Annotated in this window: 20 protein-coding genes; 18 read left to right on the top strand and 2 right to left on the bottom strand. The window is 39.1% G+C overall.

Annotated features, from left to right (window positions below):
• Positions 1-2: 2 nt before the first annotated feature.
• Together pflB and EO112_RS08325 are read right to left on the bottom strand one after the other, a co-directional pair.
• Positions 3-2,132: a formate C-acetyltransferase gene (gene pflB / locus EO112_RS01105; RefSeq protein ID WP_164723925.1), complete on the bottom strand. Its 2,130-nt coding sequence runs from the start codon at positions 2,130-2,132 to the stop codon at positions 3-5.
• A 246-nt stretch (positions 2,133-2,378) separates the two neighbouring features.
• Positions 2,379-4,616 (bottom strand): nitrilase-related carbon-nitrogen hydrolase, encoded by a 2,238-nt coding sequence (locus tag EO112_RS08325; protein WP_240629323.1) that lies wholly within the window; start codon positions 4,614-4,616, stop codon positions 2,379-2,381.
• Between the two features lie 203 nt (positions 4,617-4,819).
• On the opposite strand from EO112_RS08325, the gene mtnP reads away from it, so the two are divergent.
• From mtnP to EO112_RS01005, 18 genes are all read left to right on the top strand, one after another.
• On the top strand, positions 4,820-5,614 hold the full coding sequence (mtnP, locus tag EO112_RS01090; protein WP_127162536.1) for an S-methyl-5'-thioadenosine phosphorylase: 795 nt from the start codon (positions 4,820-4,822) through the stop codon (positions 5,612-5,614).
• Positions 5,615-5,646: 32 nt separating this feature from the next.
• The gene (locus EO112_RS01085) at positions 5,647-6,891 is read left to right on the top strand and encodes an adenosylhomocysteinase (protein ID WP_127162535.1); all 1,245 of its coding nucleotides are present in this window, start codon (positions 5,647-5,649) and stop codon (positions 6,889-6,891) included.
• 422 nt (positions 6,892-7,313) lie between these two features.
• On the top strand, positions 7,314-8,462 hold the full coding sequence (locus tag EO112_RS01080; RefSeq protein ID WP_127162534.1) for an ABC transporter substrate-binding protein: 1,149 nt from the start codon (positions 7,314-7,316) through the stop codon (positions 8,460-8,462).
• Between the two features lie 10 nt (positions 8,463-8,472).
• Positions 8,473-9,354 (top strand): branched-chain amino acid ABC transporter permease, encoded by an 882-nt coding sequence (locus tag EO112_RS01075; RefSeq protein WP_009353024.1) that lies wholly within the window; start codon positions 8,473-8,475, stop codon positions 9,352-9,354.
• Positions 9,351-10,364, top strand: a complete 1,014-nt coding sequence (locus EO112_RS01070; protein ID WP_127162533.1) for a branched-chain amino acid ABC transporter permease — start codon at positions 9,351-9,353, stop codon at positions 10,362-10,364. The genes EO112_RS01075 and EO112_RS01070 overlap by 4 nt, the downstream gene beginning before the upstream one ends.
• A 9-nt stretch (positions 10,365-10,373) precedes the next feature.
• Positions 10,374-11,132, top strand: a complete 759-nt coding sequence (locus EO112_RS01065) for an ABC transporter ATP-binding protein (RefSeq protein ID WP_009353016.1) — start codon at positions 10,374-10,376, stop codon at positions 11,130-11,132.
• Position 11,133: 1 nt separating this feature from the next.
• On the top strand, positions 11,134-11,844 hold the full coding sequence (locus EO112_RS01060) for an ABC transporter ATP-binding protein (protein WP_127162532.1): 711 nt from the start codon (positions 11,134-11,136) through the stop codon (positions 11,842-11,844).
• 277 nt (positions 11,845-12,121) lie between these two features.
• Positions 12,122-13,366, top strand: a complete 1,245-nt coding sequence (locus EO112_RS01055) for an aminotransferase class I/II-fold pyridoxal phosphate-dependent enzyme (RefSeq protein ID WP_009353018.1) — start codon at positions 12,122-12,124, stop codon at positions 13,364-13,366.
• 411 nt (positions 13,367-13,777) lie between these two features.
• Positions 13,778-14,215 carry a division/cell wall cluster transcriptional repressor MraZ gene (mraZ, locus tag EO112_RS01050; protein ID WP_009353022.1) on the top strand — a complete coding sequence of 146 codons (438 nt, stop codon included), beginning with the start codon at positions 13,778-13,780 and terminating at the stop codon, positions 14,213-14,215.
• Positions 14,216-14,225: 10 nt separating this feature from the next.
• Positions 14,226-15,158 carry a 16S rRNA (cytosine(1402)-N(4))-methyltransferase RsmH gene (gene rsmH / locus EO112_RS01045; RefSeq protein WP_126940222.1) on the top strand — a complete coding sequence of 311 codons (933 nt, stop codon included), beginning with the start codon at positions 14,226-14,228 and terminating at the stop codon, positions 15,156-15,158.
• 15 nt (positions 15,159-15,173) lie between these two features.
• Positions 15,174-15,581: a cell division protein FtsL gene (locus EO112_RS01040; RefSeq protein WP_009354187.1), complete on the top strand. Its 408-nt coding sequence runs from the start codon at positions 15,174-15,176 to the stop codon at positions 15,579-15,581.
• Positions 15,582-15,629: 48 nt separating this feature from the next.
• The gene (locus EO112_RS01035; protein WP_127162529.1) at positions 15,630-17,114 is read left to right on the top strand and encodes a UDP-N-acetylmuramoyl-L-alanyl-D-glutamate--2,6-diaminopimelate ligase; all 1,485 of its coding nucleotides are present in this window, start codon (positions 15,630-15,632) and stop codon (positions 17,112-17,114) included.
• A gap of 1 nt (position 17,115) precedes the next feature.
• The gene (gene murF, locus EO112_RS01030) at positions 17,116-18,480 is read left to right on the top strand and encodes a UDP-N-acetylmuramoyl-tripeptide--D-alanyl-D-alanine ligase (RefSeq protein WP_126940224.1); all 1,365 of its coding nucleotides are present in this window, start codon (positions 17,116-17,118) and stop codon (positions 18,478-18,480) included.
• A gap of 17 nt (positions 18,481-18,497) precedes the next feature.
• Entirely contained in the window at positions 18,498-19,460 is a 963-nt protein-coding gene (gene mraY / locus EO112_RS01025; RefSeq protein ID WP_126940225.1) for a phospho-N-acetylmuramoyl-pentapeptide-transferase, read from the top strand.
• A gap of 61 nt (positions 19,461-19,521) precedes the next feature.
• Entirely contained in the window at positions 19,522-20,874 is a 1,353-nt protein-coding gene (gene murD, locus EO112_RS01020) for a UDP-N-acetylmuramoyl-L-alanine--D-glutamate ligase (protein ID WP_127162527.1), read from the top strand.
• Positions 20,875-20,884: 10 nt separating this feature from the next.
• A complete protein-coding gene (gene murG, locus EO112_RS01015; protein WP_127162525.1) occupies positions 20,885-21,991 on the top strand; it encodes an undecaprenyldiphospho-muramoylpentapeptide beta-N-acetylglucosaminyltransferase in 1,107 nt (368 codons plus the stop codon).
• Between the two features lie 14 nt (positions 21,992-22,005).
• On the top strand, positions 22,006-23,379 hold the full coding sequence (gene murC / locus EO112_RS01010) for a UDP-N-acetylmuramate--L-alanine ligase (protein ID WP_127162523.1): 1,374 nt from the start codon (positions 22,006-22,008) through the stop codon (positions 23,377-23,379).
• A gap of 1 nt (position 23,380) precedes the next feature.
• Complete coding sequence (locus EO112_RS01005) at positions 23,381-24,313, top strand: D-alanine--D-alanine ligase (protein ID WP_126940229.1); 933 nt, start codon at positions 23,381-23,383, stop codon at positions 24,311-24,313.

The raw sequence follows: 24,313 nt of genomic DNA, 5'->3' as shown, positions 1-24,313 counted from the left end.
AGTTACTCCTTTTCTTCAGGGAATGTAACATTGGGCTCACGGCAAGCTAGATTTTCACAACCATCGGCTAATGCATGTTCAATATTGCCTAGGTCTATATCTAGGTCCAAGTCGCCTAATGTAACCATAGACTCTCCGGATTTACCAAGAGAATCTGGAATAATAGAGAATGTATTAGAAATACCATCGCAACAATCACGCCATGGCATTTTAGCAACAGATGCTAGGGAAGAGATAGCACCGTGTTCGTCACGACCATGCATAGGGTTGGCACCAGGAGCAAATGGAATACCTGCTTTACGTCCGTCAGGAGTAGCACCAGTGGCATTACCGTATACCACATTCGATGTAATGGTTAATAGTGACATAGTAGGCACGGATTGACGATAGGTTGGATGTTTACGAATTTTATTCATAAACCCAGATACCACCGTAGCAGCTAAATCATCTACACGATCATCATCATTACCATATTTAGGGAATTCGCCTTCAATTTCAAAATCAATAGCAATACCATTTTCATCACGTATAGGTTTTACTTTCGCATATTTAATAGCGGATAAAGAATCGGCTACTACGGAAAGTCCAGCAATACCTGTAGCAAACCAACGTGTTACCTTACGGTCATGCAATGCCATTTCCAATTTTTCATAGGCGTATTTGTCATGCATGTAATGAATGATATTTAAAGCATTCACATATACACCTGCTAACCATTCCGTCATATCTTCAAAGCGTTCCATGACTTCGTCGAAGTCAAGGTATTCTGAAGTAATAGGGCGGAATTTTGGACCTACTTGTTTTTTCAGCTTTTCATCTACGCCACCATTGATTGCGTATAGTAAGGCTTTCGCTAAGTTACAGCGAGCGCCAAAGAATTGCATTTCTTTACCAATACGCATAGGGGATACGCAGCAAGCGATGGCGTAATCATCGCCAGAATTTGGGCGCATGATTTCGTCGTTCTCATATTGAATGGAAGATGTTGCAATAGAGAGCTTCGCACAGAACTTTTTGAAACCTTCAGGGAGGGAAGGAGACCAAAGTACTGTTAAGTTTGGTTCAGGAGCAGGACCAAGGTTTTGCAATGTATGTAGGACACGGAATGCCGTTTTAGACACTAGTGTACGTCCATCAGTGCCCATACCACCGATAGACTCAGTTGTCCATACAGGATCACCAGTAAATAAATTGTTGTATTCATGGATACGTGCGAAACGAACCATGCGCAATTTCATAATGAAGTGATCCACCATTTCTTGGATTTGTTCTTCTGTATATTTACCAGATTTCAAATCACGTTCTGCATAGATGTCCAAGAAAGTGGAGTTACGTCCGATGGACATAGCTGCACCGTTTTGTTCTTTGATAGCACCCAAATAGCCAAAGTATAGCCATTGGATAGCTTCTTTTACATCGGTAGCAGGTTTGGAGATATCAAATCCGTAGGACGCAGCCATTTCTTTTAATTCTTTCAAAGAACGGATTTGATCTCGAATTTCTTCGCGGTCACGAATGATATCTGGCATCATATCGCCCATGGTGATATTGAATTGATCTTCTTTATCCTTGATCAAATAATCTACACCATATAAGGCTACACGGCGATAATCACCGATAATTCGGCCGCGGCTATACGCGTCAGGTAGGCCCGTAATAATGTGAGCAGAGCGAGCAGCCCGCATCTCAGGTGTATATACATCAAATACACCATCATTATGTGTCTTACGATGAGTTTTAAAGAATGCTTCAAGAGTTGGATCCATTTTGTAACCATACTCTTCGATAGCACTTTTAGCAGTTCGTAAACCACCATAAGGGAACATGGCACGTTTCAAAGGATAATCAGTTTGAAGACCTACAATTTGTTCATCTTCTTGAATAATATATCCAGGGGCATGCGCCGTAATATGAGTTGCTACATCAGTGTCTGCATCGATGACAGAACCTTTTTGTCGTTCTTCCTCATATAAATCTAATACCCGTTGCCAAAGTCTAGTAGTTCGTTCTGTAGGACCTACTAGAAAAGAATCATCGCCTACATAAGGCACATAGTTTCGTTGGATAAAATCGCGTACGTCCACGGACTTATCCCATACACCTGTATTGAAGTCTTTCCATGCTTGTTGCATAATATACCTCCAAATACACATTAAAACGTAACCCATAGGGTTAACTTTATTGTAATCTATAATAATTATCATTACAATATAAAAGTTTTTATGGGTTATATTATTTTTGAAAGAGATGTATGAGTAAATAGTCAAACATTAAATAACGCTATATACAGGATGTAAGATATCTAATAAGGTATATTACAAAGTTGTATATAGCGTTACTATAGTATAGATTTATATTTTTAAAATCAAGAAATATACTCACTTTTTGGTGTGGTGATATAGAACTCTCTCTTTAATGATATGGTGATATAGAACTCTCTCTTTAATGATATGGTAAGTACGTGAGAAATATGGTTTTAATTGGCTTTCACTTAGGTCAGTACCGAAGGCACGTTCACTGACAAGGAACAGTGGCGGAGATTGGATGCGTTTTGCCACAGCTAATCCGTTGAAAGATTTCCACCAGCGTTCGAGGTCGTTGATAAACTGTTCTGTGGATGTGAAATAGTGAGAAATTGGGTTTGGCAATCCTAATAGGTGTTCCAATGTACCGTTCTCGTAGGTGCACAAGATATCCTCAGGAGTCAAACGCTGATGAGGCAGTGTATGAGGTGTACCCTCTACGAAGGCACGGAACAAGCAATCATGGTATTCGTATTGCAATGGGTCACCAAGTCCTTGTGTTACATCCTGTGCATCAGATAACTCAGCACTAGGGACCACATCGATGGATCCTTGAGGAATGACCTCCCGTTTAAAAATGTATTCATTCATATAACGAGCCAAAGCATACACATCTGTTTTCCACACATCCCCTGTTACGGCAAGGAAGCCAGCTAAATCACCGTACATCGTAGCATAACCGACACTGAACTCCGTTTTATTGCCATTGCATGTGAAAGCCCCATTCACAGCGGATGCTATACCGGCTAAGATACGAGACGAACGATCACGGGCTTGGATGTTTTCTTTGGCAAGGGTGGATAGCTGTAAGAATGTGGTAGTATCTAAGTCGGTATCCACATGAGTTTGCTCGCTAAGATTTGAAGTCCTTTGCTGTGGTTCAGATATACTGTCTGTATCAGAATTATGGATAGCGGTATCATTTGCCAGTGTATGGTCGTGTACATAACCATGTGTTTCTTGATGGAATTTTGTGAAAGTCTGACCTTCTAGTTGTGCGATAGTAGCGTTCACACCTTCCTCAATAGGGAATACACCATAATGGCAACCGATGTTCTGTGCTAATTGGTAGGCCAAATCTTTCGTCATATCTGAGTTGTAACGGCTTGGCATATTGACTAAGTATAAATTCTCTGGCGGTAATACCGTGCTGTACAAAGCAGCATTAAGGGCAGAGTCGATACCACCAGATGCACCAATGACAATCTTTTTAATCCCAGTTTGTGCTAAAAATTGACGAATGCCGTATTGAAGGGCTTTGAATAGGGTAGGGATGTATGCAGGTGTTGTGGCATATGGTTCATTTGTACTATGTGTATCGTCTGTATGATGTGCATCATATGTAGTATTGGTCTTATTTATTTCTAAATGAGTAGATAGTATGTCATCTTTGGGATGCTCAATATGATTAGTAGTACTATTGCTGGATGAAATCGGCTGCCATAAGGTATCTTTCAACAAGGTAGGTCGTACCGTATTTTCAAAAGCAGGTACTTCTTCCACAACAGAACCGTTCACGTCATATAGCGTGGAGCAACCGTCATAGATGCAGATATTTTTGCCGTTGTTTTGAATTCCCACATGGTTCGTATAGGCAATAGGAGTATTGTATTGTTTGGCTTGTGCACTAAATAGGGCGCGGCGCTGTTCTTGCTTATGAATTGTGTAAGGCGAAGAGGAACAATTCACGATCAGATCGATGTGCTGACCTTTCGCTTTTGCAGATTCTACCATAAGACTAGTGGGACAATCTGGATAGTGCGTATCCCAGCTATCTTCACAGATAACAGGAGCAATAGTAAAAGCTCCTTGTCGAGTGAAAATCGTGAGAGGCTGATTGATATCCGATAAAGGAAGATTACGCTCTTTCGCGACTACATTGGCGCTAGTGAAATGTCGAGGTTCATTAAAGTACCGATAACATGGCAATAAGGTTTTAATTGTAAATGGATAAGGCTGGGATGGATTGGATACCAGTTGTCCTTTAGAGGCTACATAGAGGGCATTATATTTGCGAAGATTGCCGTCCAAGTTACGTAGACGTTCATCAATACCTACATTACCAAAAATAATGGTGAGATTTGTGTTAGCGGTGGCTTTTACTAATTCTTCACCATAGTAGAGGCAATCATTTATAAAAGGCACTTGGTCCCACAAATCACCTACTATGTATCCGCTGAGACACAATTCTGGAAAGATAAGGATGTCCGTGCTCACAGCCTTGGCATAGTTGATAGCTTGCATCATAGATTGAAAGTTTGTAGCAGGATCACCAGGGTGTACCTGAATTTGTCCAAAAGCAATACGAATCATGGAGAACTCCTTTATTGTATAGATTAACGTGTTGATAGTTGTTGTGTATATTATAGCATTTTATGGATGATTTGTAGTGGGGAAGAAAATGGTGAAAAATTTATAACTGCTAATAATGATAGTCTATTTCCACAAAACTGTCCTTTCCATGCTATAATAAATTCATAACAGATATTTTTCTATCTTTCACAAGGAGGAACGATATGTCATCCATTGCTATTATTGGTGGTACCGGTGTGTACGATCCAAATATGTTTGAAACTATGACGGAATCTTCGCTTATGACGCCCTATGGTGAGATTCACTATGTGTGTGGTACGTATGAAGATAAGACGGTGTATTTCTTAGCTCGTCATGGTCGAGATCATTCGATTCCACCGCATAAGATTAACTATCGTGCTAATATTTGGGGACTTAAAAAATTAGGTGTGAAATTCATCGTATCAACTACAGCAGTAGGTTCTTTGGATGAGAACTTTGGACCTGGTCATTTTGTGTTGACCGACCAATTCCTAGACTTTACGAAAAACCGGGTGAATACCTTCTACGAAGGCGGCGATCGTCCGGTGGCACATGTGGATGTGACAGAACCATATAGCCCTGAGTTGCGAGGTATTGTAGAAAGCGCCGCTAAATCCTTAGGCTTAACGGTTCACAATGGGGGCACTTACGTATGTACAGAGGGACCTCGCTTTGAATCTCCGGCTGAAATCCGCATGTATGCTATGTTAGGGGGTCAAACAGTGGGTATGACAAACGTACCGGAAGTGACCTTAGCGAATGAAGCGGAAATGGCATATATGACAATTTCCATGGTCACAAACTACGCGGCAGGTATTTCTGAATCTGCTTTGACCCATGGCGAAGTGGTAGACATGATGCAACAAATGGCAGAACAATTGCAATCCCTTGTTAAAGAAGTTATTAAAGGCATCGATGTGAATGCAGACTATCCAGCGCATCATCGTATGGCTGAATATGGTGGCTTTCAATTATAATCTATGGTGAAGAATCTAAAAGGAGAACTCCAATGCAATCTTTAATTCGAGATATTTCATTAGCCGCTGAAGGTCGTAAAAAAATCGACTGGGTAGCTAATTTCATGCCTACTTTGAACACATTAGGGGACCGTTTTGAAAAAGAGCAAACTTTCAAAGGTCAAACTATCGTTGTGTCCGTCCATTTAGAGGCGAAAACTGCGTACTTATCTACGGTGTTGCAACGTGGTGGTGCAGATGTGATCGTTACAGGTTCCAACCCATTGTCTACGCAAGATGATGTGGCAGCAGGACTGGTAGATATGGGCTTAACTGTATATGCTTGGTACAATTGTACAGACGAAGAGTATACGATGTTCCTGAACAAAGCACTGGATCATAAACCTCATATCATCATCGATGACGGTGGAGATTTAGTAAGCTTGTTACATACAACACGAACTGATGCAAAAGAACGTTTGTTGGGCGGTAGTGAAGAAACCACAACAGGTGTACACCGTTTAAAAGCCTTGGCTGAAGCGGAACAGTTGACATTCCCAATGATCGCTGTTAACGACTCTAACTGTAAATACTTATTCGACAATCGCTATGGTACTGGCCAATCTGTTTGGGATGGTATTATGCGCACTACGAACTTAACAGTAACAGGTAAAAATGTGGTGGTTGCTGGTTACGGCTGGTGCGGTAAAGGCGTGGCACTTCGTGCCAAAGGCCTAGGTGCTCACGTGTATGTAACAGAAGTAGATCCAATTAAAGCAATCGAGGCTGTATTTGATGGTTTCAAAGTATTACCAATGGTGGAAGCTGCTAAAATTGGCGATATTTTCTGTACGGTCACAGGCTGTAAAGACGTTATTACAGAAGAGCACTATGCTGTGATGAAAGATCGCGCTGTACTTTGTAATGCAGGCCATTTCGATTGTGAAGTAAATGTAAAAGACTTAGAAGCAATGGCTGTATCTCATGAACGAGTGCGTCAAAATATCGAGGCTTACCATATGCAAGATGGTCGTCAATTGTATGTGCTAGCAGAAGGTCGACTTGTGAACTTAGCAGCAGGGGATGGACATCCAGCAGAAATTATGGACTTGTCCTTTGCTATGCAGGCATTAGCAGCGGAGTACATCTTACATCATGGGGCAGACATGTCAGATGATGTACATGTATTACCATATGAAGTAGACGCAGAAATTGCGAAACTGAAATTACAATCCATGGGCTATGACTTAGATACATTGACACAAGAACAGTACGATTATTTATATACTGTGAATTAATAGTGGTGAAATTTTATTGATACAAAGTAAATAAAAGTTCAACTGTGTGAAACTGGCGATGAGGGTGCTAACTTTCGTCGCCAGTTTTAATATGCCTAAGTAGTAGATTGGATCATATTTCTAAAAGGATATAATTGCTATCAGAACCTATCTATTCCTATATTTACTATTCAAAAAAGATATTTGTCTACTAGATAAATACAAAAATGAGAAAAATATACGCTATGGGTTTACTAGATAAACTCATAACTAAATTCTTATATTTATATTTGACAAACTACTCATGTTACATTCATAATAGGAAAGCATAGATTTTCTATAGAGTTATCACTTGTTCTTTAAGCTGATAAAGTGAAAAAGGTAAAGATGACTTTCACAGTTAGAAAATCCAAAAGAGGAATTTTAAGAAGGAAGGGTGTAACATGAAAAAATCCATGTTCAAACGTGCACTAGCATTGGGTGCTACAGCTATTTTAGCCGCAGCGATCGCTGGTTGCGGTGGCAATAGTTCATCAACAAACAATGCAAATGAAGCAAAAGTAGCTTTACTGACAACTACGTCTGGCGCGGCAGCTGCCTATGGTGAATCTATTAAGAATGGTGCAGAGTTAGCGGTAGCACAAATTAACGCAGATGCTAACAATGTAAAAATTAATTTGTTAGTGGAAGATACAAAAGGTGACAAAAACGAAGCCATCAATGCGATGAACAAAGTGATTGCTAAAGATAAAGTCGTAGCTGTCATCGGACCTATGTTATCTGGTGAAATGATGGCGGCAGGACCGATTGCTAACAAAAATAAAGTCGTAGCATTGGGTACTTCTACAACTGCAGAAGGCATCACTGATATCGGAGATTATATTTTCCGTAATGCTGTACCAGAATCTTTGGCAGTAGACGCAGCGATTCGTCAATCTCATAAAGTATTAGGTTTCAAAACAGCAGCGATTATGTATTCCAACAACAATGACCAAATGGTTTCTGTAAACAATACAGCGAAAAAAGCATTGGAATCTGAAGGGGTTCAAATTGTAGCGACGGAAACATTTGCTGATAAAGATACAGATTTCTCTGCACAGTTGACTAAAATTCAACAAGCAAAATCTGACATTATCATCGTTGCCTCCTTGTACCAAGAAGGGGCATTGATTATGAAAAAAATGCGTGAACTTGGTATGAACCAACCAGTAATAGGTTCTAATGGTTTCAACAGCCCAGCATTTATTAAAAATGCAGGCGCTGCTGCTGATGGTGCTATCGTTGGTACACCTTGGTTCCCTAACAAAGATGACCAAAAAGTTCGCGACTTCCGCAAAGCCTATGTAGAAAAATATGGTCATGAACCAGATCAATTCGCAGCACAAGCATATGATGCTGTGTTCTTGTACGAAGCAGCGTTGAAAGCAGCAGGTTCTACAACAGATCGTGAAAAATTCCGTAACGCCTTAAAAGGTATTACAGACTTCGTAGGGGTAACTGGTAAATTCCAATTTAACGAAAAACGTGACCCATCTATGGAAGTTCAAGTTTTACAAATTAAAAACGGTCAGTTCGACGCATTACAAAAATAGGAGTTACACGATGTTTTTACAGCAATTAGTGAATGGCCTTACTTTAGGCAGTCTCTATGCAGTATTAGCGATCGGATTGACACTGGTTTTTGGTGTGTTGAACATCATCAACATGGCTCACGGAGGCATCTTTATGATAGGTGCCTTCGTGGGTTTATTTATGGTGACAGTCTTTGAAGCTAATATCTTCGTAGCCATCCTTGTGGCTATGCTGGTAGGGGCAATTCTTGGATATTTGTTAGAGTTTGTGGCACTTCGTCCACTTCGTAAGAAAAATGTATCCCATTTGGCGCCATTGATTTCCACAATTGGCGTATCTATTTTTATTGAAAGTATAGCATTACTTGTGTGGGGCCCACAAACACGTTCTTTCCCACCAGATTTTATTGGAGGACTTATTGATTTTGGTATGTTCAAAATCTCCATGGTTCAAATCATTGGCCTTGGCGTATCCATTGTGTTAATGTTGATTTTAAATGTACTTATTAAAAAAACTAAAATCGGTAAAGCCATTCGTGCTGTATCCTTGAGCACAGAAACGGCATCTCTATTGGGTATTAACCCTACTTTGGTTATTTCTGTAACAGTGATGCTCGCTTCTGCGTTAGGTTCTGCAGCTGGTGTATTAGTTGGCTTATCTTTCGATGCCGTAGAGCCTATGATGGGTGTTGTCATCGGATTTAAAGGCTTAGCTGTATTAATCTTAGGTGGTCTTGGTAATATTACCGGTGCCATGGTAGGCGGATTCATCTTAGGTGTATCTGAAGTATTCTCTGTTGCCTATGGAGCATCTTCTTACCGTGATGCTGTAGCCTTTGGGTTAATCATTCTCTTATTGTTCTGGAGACCACAAGGGTTATTCGGATCCAAAGATAAGGGGGGACGACCATGAGTGAAATTTTAAATCCATATTATCTACAAATTGTAATGTTCTTCATTATTAATGCCATTATGGGTATTTCCATTTTCTTCACCCTTTCTACAGGGCAGTTGACATTGGGAGCGGCTGGTTTCATGAGTGTGGGTGCCTACGTAGGTGCTTTGCTTACTCTAAAAGTTGAGCTACCTATTCCGATTGCTATCTTCATTGGTGGTATCGTAGCGGCCTTAGTAGCTATTGTAATTGGTTTGCCTACGACGCGTTTGAAAGGCTTATACTTGGCGATTGCAACGTTAGGCTTTGGTGAAGTAGTGCGTGTTATTTTCTTGAACTTAGAAGTGACACATGGTGCACTAGGACTTTCGGGGATTCCAGCTATTGCGCAAGAATTGACAAATTATGTGTATGAATTTGATATGGACGGTTTGTTAGATATCGATGCATTAACATGGGGTAACTTGTTGACCATCATCATTTTGCTAGTTATTTTAGCATTGATTATTCTGTTCTGCTTACGCATCCACAATAGTCGTGTAGGTCGTGCATTCCAAGCGATTAAAGCAGATGACCATGCAGCAGAATTAATGGGAATCAATGTAGTGTATTACAAAATGTTAGCCTTTGTCATCGGTGCTTTTATTGCCGGTGTTGGCGGTGGTTTGTATGCGCATATTACAAACTTTATTAACCCTACAGATTTTAGCTATCACAAAGTAGTACAAATTTTATTGTTCCCAGTCTTTGGTGGCTCTAATGTAGTATGGGGATCTGTACTAGGCTCTTTCATTTTGACATTGCTACCAGAAGTATTACGTTTCTTAGCAGACTATCGTGATATTATTTATGGTGCCTTGTTAGTGATCTTGATGGCTGTTCGTCCAGATGGTATTTTGACAGAAGAATTAATGGACAAAATCTATCGTAAACTAGGTGTAAACAAGAAACCATACATTCCAGAATCACAAGTATTAACAGAACGCTTTGAAGCTTATAAAACACAGAGCAAGTCTGGTCAAGAATAGGAGGTAACCATGCTATTACAATTAGATGATGTAAGTAAAAGCTTTGGCGGCGTGGCTGCCTTGACAGGGGTTACCTTCCAAGTGAATCAAGGGGAAGTCTTTGGTGTTATTGGACCTAATGGTGCTGGTAAAACTACGTTATTCAACTTAATTACTGGAGTATTCCCTGTAAGTACTGGTAATATTGTCTTTGATGGTATGAATGTAGTTGGCATAAAACCACATCGTACAGTGGAAATGGGGATTGCTAGAACGTTCCAAAATATTCGTCTCTTTGGTAATATGACGGCGTTGGAGACTGTATTGACAGGCATGCATTGTCGCACAGGTTCTGGAGTGTTGTCTAGTTTCTTCCATACAAAACGCCAACGCATTGAAGAAGAGCGTTGCCGTGGTATTGCCTATGAGTTTTTAAAATTGGTTGGGTTAGAGGAAGATGCTGAAGAAGTGGCTACATCCTTACCATATGGTAAGCAACGTCGTTTGGAAATTGCTCGTGCCTTAGCAACGCATCCACAATTGATTTTATTGGATGAGCCTGCAGCAGGTATGAACGATAGTGAGACAGAGGTGTTGCGCCAATTGATCGGAAAAATTCGTGATTTAGGTATTACCGTGGTGGTCATCGAGCATGATATGGCGTTGATGATGAATATTTGTGACCGCTTAGCAGTGTTGAACTTCGGCAAAAAGATTGCAGAAGGAACTCCGCAAGAAATTCAAAACAATCCAGATGTAATCGAAGCGTACTTAGGAAAGGAGGAATAATATGTTAAAAATTGAAAATGTAGTAGCTGGTTATGGTCATATAACAGCCTTAAAATCTATTAACTTAGAAGTTCCTCAAGGTTCTATTGTATCTTTGATTGGTGCCAATGGTGCTGGTAAATCGACAACTATGCGTTCTATCATGGGTTTAGTAAAACCTACAGAAGGTCGCATTACCTTTGAAGGTAGAGATATTACATCTATGAAAACCCATGATATTGTGAAATCTGGTATTTCCCTTGTTCCAGAAGGTCGCCAAATATTACAAGATATGAGTGTTTACGAAAATCTAGAAATGGGAGCCTATATTCGTAAGGATGCTGAAATCAACGATGATATTAAAAAAGTGTTCAAACGATTCCCTATTCTTGACGAACGTAGTTACCAATTAGGCGGTACTTTGTCTGGTGGACAACAACAAATGCTTGCCATTGGTCGTGCTTTAATGGCTCGTCCTAAACTGTTGTTACTAGATGAACCATCCATGGGGTTGGCGCCGTTGGTAGTGAATGAAATCTTTGAAGTTATCAAAGAGATTAGTGCCGAAGGGACCACAGTATTGTTAGTAGAGCAAAACGTACGTCAAGCTTTGAAAATCGCTGACTATGCATATGTATTAGAAACAGGCAAAATCGTTCTTTCAGGACCAGCAGAAGAAATTCGCCACGACCCTAGAGTTATGGAAGCATACTTAGGTGGTAAAGTGGAATAATACACTATAAAAAGATAGCAGATATACAATCCGTTGTGGTTGTGTATCTGCTTTTTAGTTTAAGTGTTTTCGATTTGTAGTTGCTGCCGATAGAAAGTGACTATATGTATACTATCATAAGAGTGTGCAGAATCTATTCTTTACAATATAAAGAAAATTGAATGGTGATAAAAACTATTGTGTATACATGAGCTACATGTCTTGTAGGAGAATGATTTTTCTTGTAAACTAGTATTATAAATATAAAATATATAACTAATATAGGAAGGTGTTTACTATGAGTATGGCAGCAAAACAAGCGCGTGGGAAAAAAGCAAATGATGTTATCTTTGCGACAAATTCACAAGCTCAAGAGGCAGCGAAACAATATGGCAAAGAAAATGTATTAATTGGAACTGTCGGATCTATCCTAGATGAAAATGGCGATATTGTTTTCTTGAAGGTGGTAGAAGATGAGTTTCGTAATTTGCCACGTAATGAATATGTTGCATATGCACCGATTGAAGGGTTAAAAGAGTTTGTGGAAGCATGTAAACAAGAATGTTTTGGACAATCTCGGCCAGATGCCTATATTGAAGGGATAGCCACAGCGGGTGGTACAGGTGGTATTCATCACTTGGTTCACAATTATACAGAACTAGGTGATAAGGTAATTACCGCTGATTGGTACTGGGGGGCATACAAGCAAATATGCCAAGATAATGGACGAGAATTAGTTACATACCCATTATTTGATGAGAACTATAAGTTCAATTTTGAAGCTTTGCAATCTTTAGTGCTAGATATTGCTGAGAAACAAGAAAATGTGGTAGTTATTTTTAACACACCTGGCAATAATCCAACAGGGTTTTCCTTGTGCGACAGCGATTGGGATAATGTATTAGACTTAGTGAAAGGTATAGTGAATACAGGTAAAAATAAAGTTATTATTGGTGTAGATGCTGCGTATATTGATTTCTCCGGACCTAAAGAAGATGTACGTCGATTCTTTAAAAAGTTTGAGCATTTGTCAAAAGATATTTTAACAGTTGTATGCTATAGTATTTCAAAAGGATTCACCATGTATGGTCAACGTGTTGGTTGTATGTTAGGTATTACTTCTGATAAAGAAGTGGCACAGGAGTTTTTTGATATTAACCAAATGACATCTCGTGGTACTTGGTCTAATATTAATAGACCTGCTATGCGTACGGTTGCTAATATCGTGCTTGATCCTGAAAAATTAAAACGTTATGAAGAGGAACGTAATTGCTACTCTCGTCTCGTAGAAGAACGGGCAGGTATCTTGGAATGTGAAGGAAAAGCGATTGGCTTACCAATGTTGCCATACATGGGTGGTTTCTTTGCAACAATTCCAAGCGATAATCCAAAGGCCTTGGCAGATGAATTGAAAAAAGAAAATGTATTTTTAATTCCTGTATCAGGTGGTGTTCGCATTGCTGTATGCTCGATTCCTAAAAGACAAATTACTGGATTGGCACAACGAATTTATGATGCTATGAAACGAGTGGGGCAATTATAAACTAAGAGAAAAAATAGAGACAATAGAATAGTTACTATAGAAGTGATAAAAAGATAGTTGAATCAATGATTTGGCTATCTTTTTTTGTTTTAAAATTAGTAAGTATAAGGATTAGGGATGCACTGTTTAATTGGATATCATTTTATATAAATATTGGCAAAATATGTAAAATTACTCCCACTTTTTACCACCTTTTTTAAATAATAGAATGTTCGATATTAAAGTGAATTATACGAACATATTAATAAATATTAGCAATAATGTTCGGTAGTAATGAGTATAAGAAAATAATTTGTATAAATATCTATTAAATTAGTATTTGTTTGTTGTTAAAAGTGGGGAATTGTGGTAAAATTTACCATATAGTGGTAATAAGGGCGAGAAGGTGTAGGAAAAGGAGGTGTCCTTGCTATGTTTAAAGGTGAATTTTCACATACAATTGATAGTAAAGGACGTATGATAGTTCCTGCCAAAATGCGTGAACAACTAGGTGATACCTGTGTTGTTACTAGATATTTTGATAACACCTTAGCTATTTACACACAAGAAAAGTTTGATGAAATTGCAAAAAAATTAAGTTCTCAAAGCTCTAATAAAGCCAACCAACGTGGATTAGTGCGTTTTTTTGTAGGTGGTGCTGCTGACCTTGAGTTTGATAAACAAGGTCGTGTATTAATACCTAGCAATCTTCGTGCTCATGGGGAGTTAAAAAAAGATGTAGTTGTAGTTGGTAATGGTGAACGCATCGAGATTTGGAGTAAAACTCGTTGGGAAGCTTATAACAACGAAATTTACGGTAATATTGAGGCGATGGCAGAAGAACTTGATTTGGATGATATTGGATTTTAAGTGAGGCATTATGGACTTTCATCATGTGAGTGTATTACTCAGTGAAACGCTAGACGGATTGGCAATTAAACCAGATGGAACCTATGTGGATTGTACATTAGGTGGTGGGGGACATTCCCATGCCATTGGAGAACGGTTATCCTCAAAAGGTATGATTGTTGGTTTAGATCAAGACGTAGCGGCATTAGAGGCAGCCTCTCAGAGATTATCTGATTTGTCTTGTCAGGTGAAAGTGATTCAAACAAACTTTTCTAACTTAAAACAAGCTTTACAAGAGTCAGGCATTTATGAAGTAGATGGATTTGTATTTGATTTAGGGGTTTCTAGCCATCAATTAGATACGGCAGATCGAGGGTTTTCTTATATGCAAGATGGACCTTTGGATATGCGTATGAATCAAAGTGGATCCTTAACGGCAGAAAGAATAGTGAATACCTATTCGAGTGATGACTTGTATCGCATTATCTGGGACTATGGGGAAGAGCGTTGGGCGAAACGAATTGTTCAATTTATTGTGGAAGCTAGAGAAGAATCGCCTATAGTGACTACATTTCAGCTGGTGGATATCATCAAACGTGCCATACCTGTAAAGGCTAGACAAGATGGTCCGCATCCAGCAAAACGAACCTTTCAAGCACTTCGTATCGAAGTGAATCAGGAACTTCAAATTTTGCATGATGCTTTTGTAGATGCTACATCCATGCTAAAGCCTGATGGAAGAATAGCTGTGATTACATTCCACTCCCTAGAGGATAGAATCACCAAACAAACTTTTAAAGAATTATCTCAAGGTTGCACATGTCCACCTAATTTACCAGTCTGTGTATGTCATCATGTGCCAACAGTGAAAGCTAAGAATAAGGCTGTAGAGCCAAGCAAAGAAGAAGTAGGAGTAAATCCACGGTCCCGTAGTGCCAAGTTAAGGGTAGCCGTAAAATTATAGTTAGGAGGAATATTTATGTTAGTGCGAAAGGCCGCGTATTGGGAACAATCAGCGCCCTATGTTGAACCAGTCAGAAGAAAGAAATCCAATGCCCCTGACTTTATTATGGATCTTACGCCAGATATGCGACACTGTTTGGCTACAGTTCTTATGGGAATTGTATTCGGTATGATTTGTTTGCTATTAACTGGTGTCACAGAAAATACAAGAAAAGAAACTGTCAATCTACAAGATCAAATAGTTTTAGAAAATCGCACTAATTATGAGTATAATCTAGTATTAGCAGAGTTAAAATCTCCTACACGCATTCAAAAGATTGCACAACAAAAACTTGGCATGGTATTACCAGATAATTTCGTTTACACTAGCAAGAATACAGTGGAAGAACGTAATGTTACGATGAAAAAGGATATTAGAGAATAATGAAGGCAGTCCTTTTGGGCTGCTTTCACTTTGATTGGAGGAATGCAGATGAAACGAGTGGAAGAAATAGTAAAAATTGTATCTCCTAAGAAGGTAGAAGGTCCTGTAACATCTGTAGTAAGTCATATTACTGCGGATTCCAGAACAGTGCAAGAAGGAAGTTTATTTATATGTTTAGTAGGTGCTACTGTCGATGGTCATAGCTTTGTGAATAAGGCTATAGAGGATGGGGCTGTGGCGATTATTGCATCAAAACCAGTCATAGTACCAGATAATGTAACCGTTCTATACGTAGACGATACGCGTCAAGCTTTGCAAGATGCTGTTCCATTCTTCTATGATTATCCAGCTTCTAAAATGCGGATGATTGGTGTAACCGGAACAAATGGTAAAACTACAACTACACATATTATTGGACATATGCTACGATCCCAAGGTTATACAGTGGGGATTATTGGTACAGTTCATATTTTGATTGATGATCAATCCTATCCAATTCATAATACAACTCCAGATGTAGCGGATTTACAGCAAATTTTACAGCAAATGGTGGATGCTGGTGTGACACATTGTATTATGGAAGTATCTTCTCATGCGCTAGCATTAGGTCGTACGGCGGGGGTAGAGTACGATACAGCTGTATTTACTAATTTAACTCAAGATCATTTGGATTTTCATAAGACATTCGATAATTATTTAGCAGCAAAATCTAAGCTATTTAAACAAGTAAGTGCATCCTATCAGGTGAAAGAAGGTAAGGGCGCTGTTATTAATGTAGATGATGCCTATGGTCAAGAGATTGTAGATGTGACTACAGCACCTATGATTACTTACAGTACAGAAGGCAAAGGTACAATGAATGCTTCTGATTTGGTGATTACTGCTAAATCTTCCCAATTCACTTTATCCTATGATGGAAAAAACTATTCAATTTCCACGAAAATTGCGGGTATGTTCAATGTGTATAATACCTTGGCTGCGGTAGGAGCGGCTTTATATGAAGGATTGACGATGGAGGAGATTGTAAATGCTTTAACTACTTTTACAGCCGTGCCAGGACGTTTTGAGCTCATTGAAGAGGGACAAGATTTTGCAGTGGTTGTTGATTATGCACATACACCAGATGGACTAGAGAACATTTTACAAACAGCGAAGAAAATTGTTGATAACCGTATTTTAGTTGTTTTTGGCTGCGGTGGTGATCGAGATGCTACCAAACGTCCAATCATGGGGCGTATTGCAGCACAGTTTGGAGATCGAGTGTTTGTGACTTCCGATAACCCACGTACAGAAGATCCTATACAAATTGTAAAAGATGTAGAAGTAGGGGTGAAAGAAGGATTACAAGATGCTGTGACTTATGAAGTGATTGTAGACCGCCGTGAAGCTATTCATAAAGCAATCGGAGAGGCGACTACTGGAGATGTAGTTATTATTGCTGGTAAAGGTCACGAAGATTATCAAATTTTAAAAGATGAAACGATTCATTTTGATGATCGTGAAGTGGCAAGAGAAGCCTTGAAGGAGAAATAATATGGCACAATTTACAGTGCAAGAAGTTCTAGAGGCAACACAAGGGTTCTATGCAGGAACAAGTACTTGTTCCTTTGCTGATGTATCAACTGATACCCGTACAATTGGAAAAAATGGATTATTTATTGCTTTGGAAGGAATGACATTTGATGGTCATGACTTCTTAACAGTTGCCAAAGAACGTGGTGCTACAGGTGCTGTAGTAAAACGAGGAAAAACGATAGAGGGCTTAGTCTGTATTGAAGTAGAAGATACACTACAGGCGTATCAGCAGTTAGCAACCTATCATCGTAGACGCTTTCCTATCCCTATTATTGGAATCACTGGTTCCTCTGGGAAAACAACAACAAAAGAAATGATTAGTGCTGTATTGGAGAAAGCTTTTACAGTATTAAAAACAGAGAAAAATTATAATAATGAAATTGGTGTTCCAAAGATGTTATTGCAATTGACGGAAGATCATGATGTATGCGTTCTTGAAATGGGGATGCGTGGGCTTGGTCAAATTGCTGAATTAGCGGAGATTGCAGAACCTACAATAGGAGTTATTACTAATGTAGGTACTAGCCATATTGAACTATTAGGGTCTCAAGAAAATATTGGAAAAGCTAAGCAAGAATTGATAGAAGCATTACCGAGTACGGGGGCAGCTGTGTTGAATCATGATGATTCTTTTGTATTGCCTATGGAACAGGTAACGGATGCAAAGGTTATGACCTATGGTATGCAAGAGGGTTCTCACGTACAAGGGACTCAATTAGAATATACATCAAAAGGCATTAATTTTACTGTTCGTGATACTTCTGGTGAATGGAAAGTATTTTTGCCAATGATTGGTATTCACAATGTATATGATGCTTTATCCGCTATTGCAGTTGGCACGATTTTGGGTGTACCAAAAGCTGAAATTGTGGAAGCTTTTAAAGAATTTCCAGGAATTCCAATGCGTCAAGAAATTGTAGCATTTCCAACCTTTACAGTTCTGAATGATGCGTATAATGCGAACCCAAATAGTATGGCAGAATCCATTCGTGCCATGAGTCAATTACAAGGAGCTCGTAAAATAGCTATGCTAGGAGATATGTTAGAATTGGGAGACCATTCTAAACTAGCTCATGAAGAGATTGGTAAACTTCTTGGAGAAGAGCACTATGATATGGTATTTACTTTTGGTGATATGATGAAAACCACTGCTTCTATAGCTAAACAAGTGGGTGTTCCTTATGTGTATGTCGGGAAAAGTCATCTTGATATTGCCAATGCCTATTATGATGTAAAACGAGATGGCGATGTGATTCTAGTGAAAGGATCTCGTGGTCTTAAAATGGAACGTATTATAGAAGATTTTAAAGAACGACATGAATAAGTAAGGAGACATGTGACATGAATATGGACTATGCATTAGCCTTTGGCTTAGCCCTAGTAAGTACATTAGTATTCGGTAAAATAGGGATTCCTCTATTGCAGCGATTGAAAGCACAACAGTCGATTCGTGAAGATGGACCTCAGGCACATTTAGCTAAAGCTGGGACACCAACAATGGGCGGATTATTTATGATACTAGCTTTAGTCATTACAGTTTGCATAGTACCACCCTATTCTGTAACATTGTGGATGCTATTATTTTTAACCTTAGGCCATGGTGCATTAGGATTTAGCGATGATTTTATCAAAGCTGTCAAACGTCGTAACTTAGGATTAACGGCAAAACAAAAATTACTAGGTCAAGCGGTATTGGCTGTCATATTTTGTTATATCTCAATCGCCTATGCAGCCTTGCCAACTACTTTGTGGATTCCTTTAGTGGATATCACTGTAGATCTTGGGTATGCCTATTATGCGTTAGCTTTTATTATTATATTGGGGACCACGAATGCTGTTAATTTAACAGATGGCTTAGATGGATTAGCAACTGGTATTTCTGCTATTGCAGGGGCTGCCTTTGCAGTGGTAGGATTATTAGTAGGTTCTTTAAGTGTTACCTTCTTTGGTATTGTCGTAAGTGCAGTTTGCTTAGGATTCTTATATTTCAATGCGAATCCAGCTAAAGTGTTTATGGGTGATACAGGCTCCTTAGCATTAGGTGGTGCTTTTGCAGGGATGGCTATTGCTACAAAAACAGAACTTCTATTAATTGTGATAGGCTTTGTATTTGTAGTAGAAGCATTATCTGTTATTTTACAGGTAGCGTCTTTTAAAACTAGAGGAGTTCGTATTTTCCGTATGAGTCCGATTCACCATCACTTTGAATTAGGTGGTTGGAGTGAGCGAAAAGTAGTATATGTATTCTGGGCTGTTTCTTTGGTAATGGCTTTCTTAGGTATAGTACTGTTAAGCATGAAATAATATAGATTACGGCTCTACTAATAAGGGCCGTTATTCTTGCATATAGGGTTAGGTGGTTAGAATGGATTATTCAGGTTCTCATGTATTGGTGTTAGGTGCGGGACTTAGTGGTATTGGTGTAGCCCATACATTGGCTAAATTAGGCGCTACTGTAACGCTTAATGATTATAAAAAAATTGATTTTGATCAGACTGAAAGTCAACGTTTGGCAAAGAGTCATATAGAAGTGATTACAGGGCAACAAGATTTTGTGTTGCTTGATACAGCTACAAGAGTGGTTGTATCACCTGGTATTTCTTTGGAGATACCTATTATTCAAGAGGCGAAAAAAAGAAATATTCCCGTGGTAGGGGAAGTAGAAATTGCTTATGAAGTATCAAAAGCTCCAATTTTAGGCGTCACAGGTACGAATGGTAAAACTACAACGACGTCTTTGTTGGCAGAAGTATTGAAAGAAGCAAAATGGGATGTGTATGTAGGCGGTAATATTGGTTACTCTCTGAGTGAACAAGCCTTGGCAGTACCTGAAACGGGTGTATTAGTGGCAGAACTTTCATCTTACCAATTAGAGAGTATAGATAAGTTTCGCACTAAAGGGGCTATCTTACTAAATGTGACACCAGACCATTTGTTGCGCCATAAAACCATGGAACGATACCAAGAGGCAAAAGAAAATATTTTCCGCAACCAAGAATTAGGGGACTGGACAGTATTAAACTTTGATTCTCCGATTGTGGCAGATATGGCAAAACGAGTAAAAGGACATGTGTTAGGAATTAGCCAAGAAAGATCTGTCACAGATGGAGCATATTTTGAAAATAATACATGTTATGCAGTGATGCAAGGGAAAGCAGTTCCAATTATCACTACAAAAGATATTCATATTCCAGGATCTCATAATATTGAAAACATTCTGAGTGTCATTGCCTTAACGTATGCATTGGGTGTAGATGTAGAAGATATCCATCAGGCTATTGCAAAGTTTCATGGTGTAGCCCATCGTTTGGAACGCATTCGCACCTTACATGGAGTTACCTATTATAACGATTCTAAAGCAACTAATACGGACTCCACTATTAAAGCCTTAGAATCCTTTAACTCACCTCTTGTGTTGATTGCAGGTGGTAAAGATAAAATGACAGATCTGGAAGAAATGATGGAGTTAGTGAAAACCAATGTAAAAGAGCTAATTCTTATTGGTGAAGCTGCACAACGTTTTGCAGAAGCTGCTGTAAAAGTGGGAGTGCCACACATTCATCGTTGTGAATCCATGGAAGAGGCAGTATCCTTAAGTGCTCGTATAGCGGCAGATGGGGATGTAGTATTATTATCTCCAGCTTGTGCAAGTTTCGATTGGTATGCACGATTTGAAGATAGAGGAGATCACTTCCGAAGATTGGTAGAACGATTGTAAGGGGATATACATGAATATCATGATTTCAGGTGGCGGTACTGGAGGACACATTTATCCAGCCCTCACGATTTATAAAACATTAGAAACAATGGTAGATGCTAACTTTCTCTATGTAGGAACTGAAAGAGGCCTTGAGTCCCGTATTGTTCCTAAAGAAGGAATTCCATTTACTACATTGCCGGTGCAAGGTTTACAGCGTACATTATCTTTAGATACATTGGTTACTGCAGGAAAAACGATATCGTCTTTATGGAAAGCGAATCGCTTAATTTCTAAGTTTCAACCAGATATTGTGATTGGTACTGGTGGCTATGTATGTGGTCCTCTATTATTAGCAGCTGCTTTGCGTGGAATTCCTACATTAATTCAAGAACAAAATGTAGTGCCAGGTATAACAAATAAAATTTTAAGTCGCTTTGTAGATGTGGTAGCGGTAGGATATGAAGAAGCGACTCCACATTTTCCGAATGCAAAGCAAGTAGTGTATACAGGGAACCCTGTGCGCCCCAATGTGGTGACTGCGAATCGAGAAGAAGCTAGGGCGTATTTTGGCTTACAAGAAACACAAACAGCTATTTTAGTAGCTGGTGGATCCCGTGGTGCACGGAGTATTAATAAGGCTATGCTAGCTGTCCATGAACATTATAAAGGTAGAGAGGATATTAAAATTATTCATGCTACAGGAACTGATGAATACAGTCATGTTTGTGAAAGCTTAGGTATACAAGAGGGAGGGGTTTACAGCCCAACATCATATATTGTCCCTTACTTAGATAATATGGATATGGCCATGGCTGCATCAGATATGGCTATTTTCCGATCAGGAGCAATTGGCTTGGCAGAATTGGCTGTACGTGGTATACCATCTATTTTAATTCCTTACCCTTATGCAGCTGCTGACCATCAAACTTTCAATGCAAAAGCATTTGTAGAGGCAGGTGCTTCTACGATGATAGTAGATAAAGAATTAGATGGTACAAAATTATTACAATCGGTAGATGCTATGCTAGAGGATCAAGAATGTTGCCAACGCATGGCCCAAGCTACATTACAGTTAGGAAAGCCTCAGGCAGCTATAGAAATTGCTACATTGGCTCTATCTATTAAGAAATCATAGGAGGGAGTATCTCTATGTTAGATACCTATCAACGTATACATTTAATCGGCATCGCCGGTTCTGGCATGCGTGCCATTGCGCATGTATTGATTGAAAAAGGATTTATTGTATCTGGTTCCGATATTCAAGAATCTGCGATTACAGAAAAATTTAGACAAGCAGGGGCTACTATTTTTATGGGGCATGATGCTGCACATGTAGAAGGAGTAGATGTGGTCATCCGCTCTACTGCTATCAATGATGATAATCCTGAAATTCTAGGGGCTAGAGAACGAAATATTCCAATTTTACACCGTTCTGATGTGGTGAAAGCAGTGTTAGATGAAACCTATGGCATTGCTGTTGCTGGTGCACATGGTAAGACTACAACTACGTCTATGATTGGGCAAATTTTTATGGAAGCAAACCAAGATCCAACCATCATCATTGGTGGAGAAGTTGATTATTTAAATGGTAGTAGCCATGTAGGTACAGGTAAATATAGTATCGCTGAAGCTGATGAAAGTGATGGGTCTTTCTTGCATTTAAATCCTAAACGCATTGTGATCACGAACATTGAAAATGACCATATGGACCATTATCGAACGGTAGAAAACTTATTACGAGCTTTCACAGAGTTTTCTATGAAGCTACCAGAAGATGGTATTGCTGTGGTATGTGGTGATAATCCTTCGATTCGACGGATTATGCCAGATATTAAACGTCAATGTATTACTTATGGTTTAGGAGCAGGCAATGATTATCGCATTGAAAACTTACGTATTGAACAAGGGATTACTACCTTTGAAGTAGTCCATAAAGATGCCGTGTTAGGCACGTTACGATTAGCAGTACCAGGTCAACATAATGCGTTGAATGCACTAGGAGCACTTGTAGTAGCTTTGGGAGAAGGAATCTCCTTTGAAGTAGCTGCTCAAGCCTTGCGTAAATTTATTGGAGCTAAGCGTCGCTTTGAGACAAAAGGGCATGTAAAAGATGTTTGGGTTGTAGATGATTATGCACATCATCCTACAGAAATTGCAGCCACAATTAAAGCGGCAAAATCTTTGGAAGATCATCGTGTTGTGATTTTATTCCAACCGCATCGGTATAGTCGTACAAAGCTGTTGCTGCGTGAATTTGGGACCGCCTTTAAAGAAGCTGACTTAGTTTTCATTACCGATATTTATAGTGCTGGTGAAAAACCTGAGGCGGGGATTGATGGTATGTCTATTCCATTGATGATTAAAGAATTGACAGGTAAAGAGATTCATTATGTGGCAGATGTAAATGACTTGCCACAAACTGTGTTAGAGTATGTTCAACCCAATGATTTAGTCATCACTATGGGGGCAGGTAATATTAATCAATTTGGACCTAAATTATTAGCTTTATTGGAGGAAAAATAAAGTGAAGGATAAACGTATTATTGTCCTCATGGGAGGACCATCAAAAGAAGCTGATGTATCTAGAAGGACGGCTACGGCTATTGCAGAAGCATTACAAAGCAAAGGGTATGCAGCTACAACATTAGAATGCAATCCTAGTACAGTAGTACAAGATTTACAAAATTTAAATTGTGATGTTGTATTTAATGCGATTCATGGCAAATATGGTGAAGATGGAGCCTTACAAGGAGCCCTCGAAATGGCAGGTATTCCTTATACAGGCTCCGGTGTTATGGCTCATGCTGTAGGTATGAATAAAAAGATGAGCAAGCATGTATTTTTGGGGGCTCAGATTCCCACAGCAAATTCAAAATCCTATGATAATCAATTAGAATCTGTGGATGCAATCCTAGAAGATATTCACGCTAACTTTAAAGTGCCATTTGTGGTCAAAGCAGCTAGTCAAGGTTCTAGTATTGGTGTAGCGATTATTAAAGATGAAGCCACTGTTGATGCAGAAGTAAAACAAGTATTAGACATAGACCATGTCATCGTAGTAGAAGAATTTGTAGATGGTAGAGAATTTACTGTATCTGTATTAGATGGCAAAGCTTTACCAGTGATTGAAATTCGACCACATTCGGGTGAATATGATTATGCTTCTAAATACACAACTGGTGCTACTGATTATTTAGTGCCAGCACCAATTACAAAAGAACAAGCTGCTACTATGCAACGCATTGGCGAAGCTGTATATCAACAAATGCAATGCGCCGGTGTCATTCGTGTGGACATTATGATGAACAGCACAGATGACATGTTTGTACTGGAATATAATACAGTACCGGGTATGACGGCTACATCTTTAGTACCTAAAGCAGCAAAAGCTATAGGAATTGAATTTCCTGAATTGTGCGAACAAATTCTTCATTCAGCTGGATTGCATAAATTTTAG

Source organism: Veillonella sp. VA141, from assembly GCF_003992175.1.
Taxonomy (GTDB): Bacteria; Bacillota; Negativicutes; order Veillonellales; family Veillonellaceae; genus F0422.
This window is presented reverse-complemented; position numbering and strand designations above follow the sequence as displayed.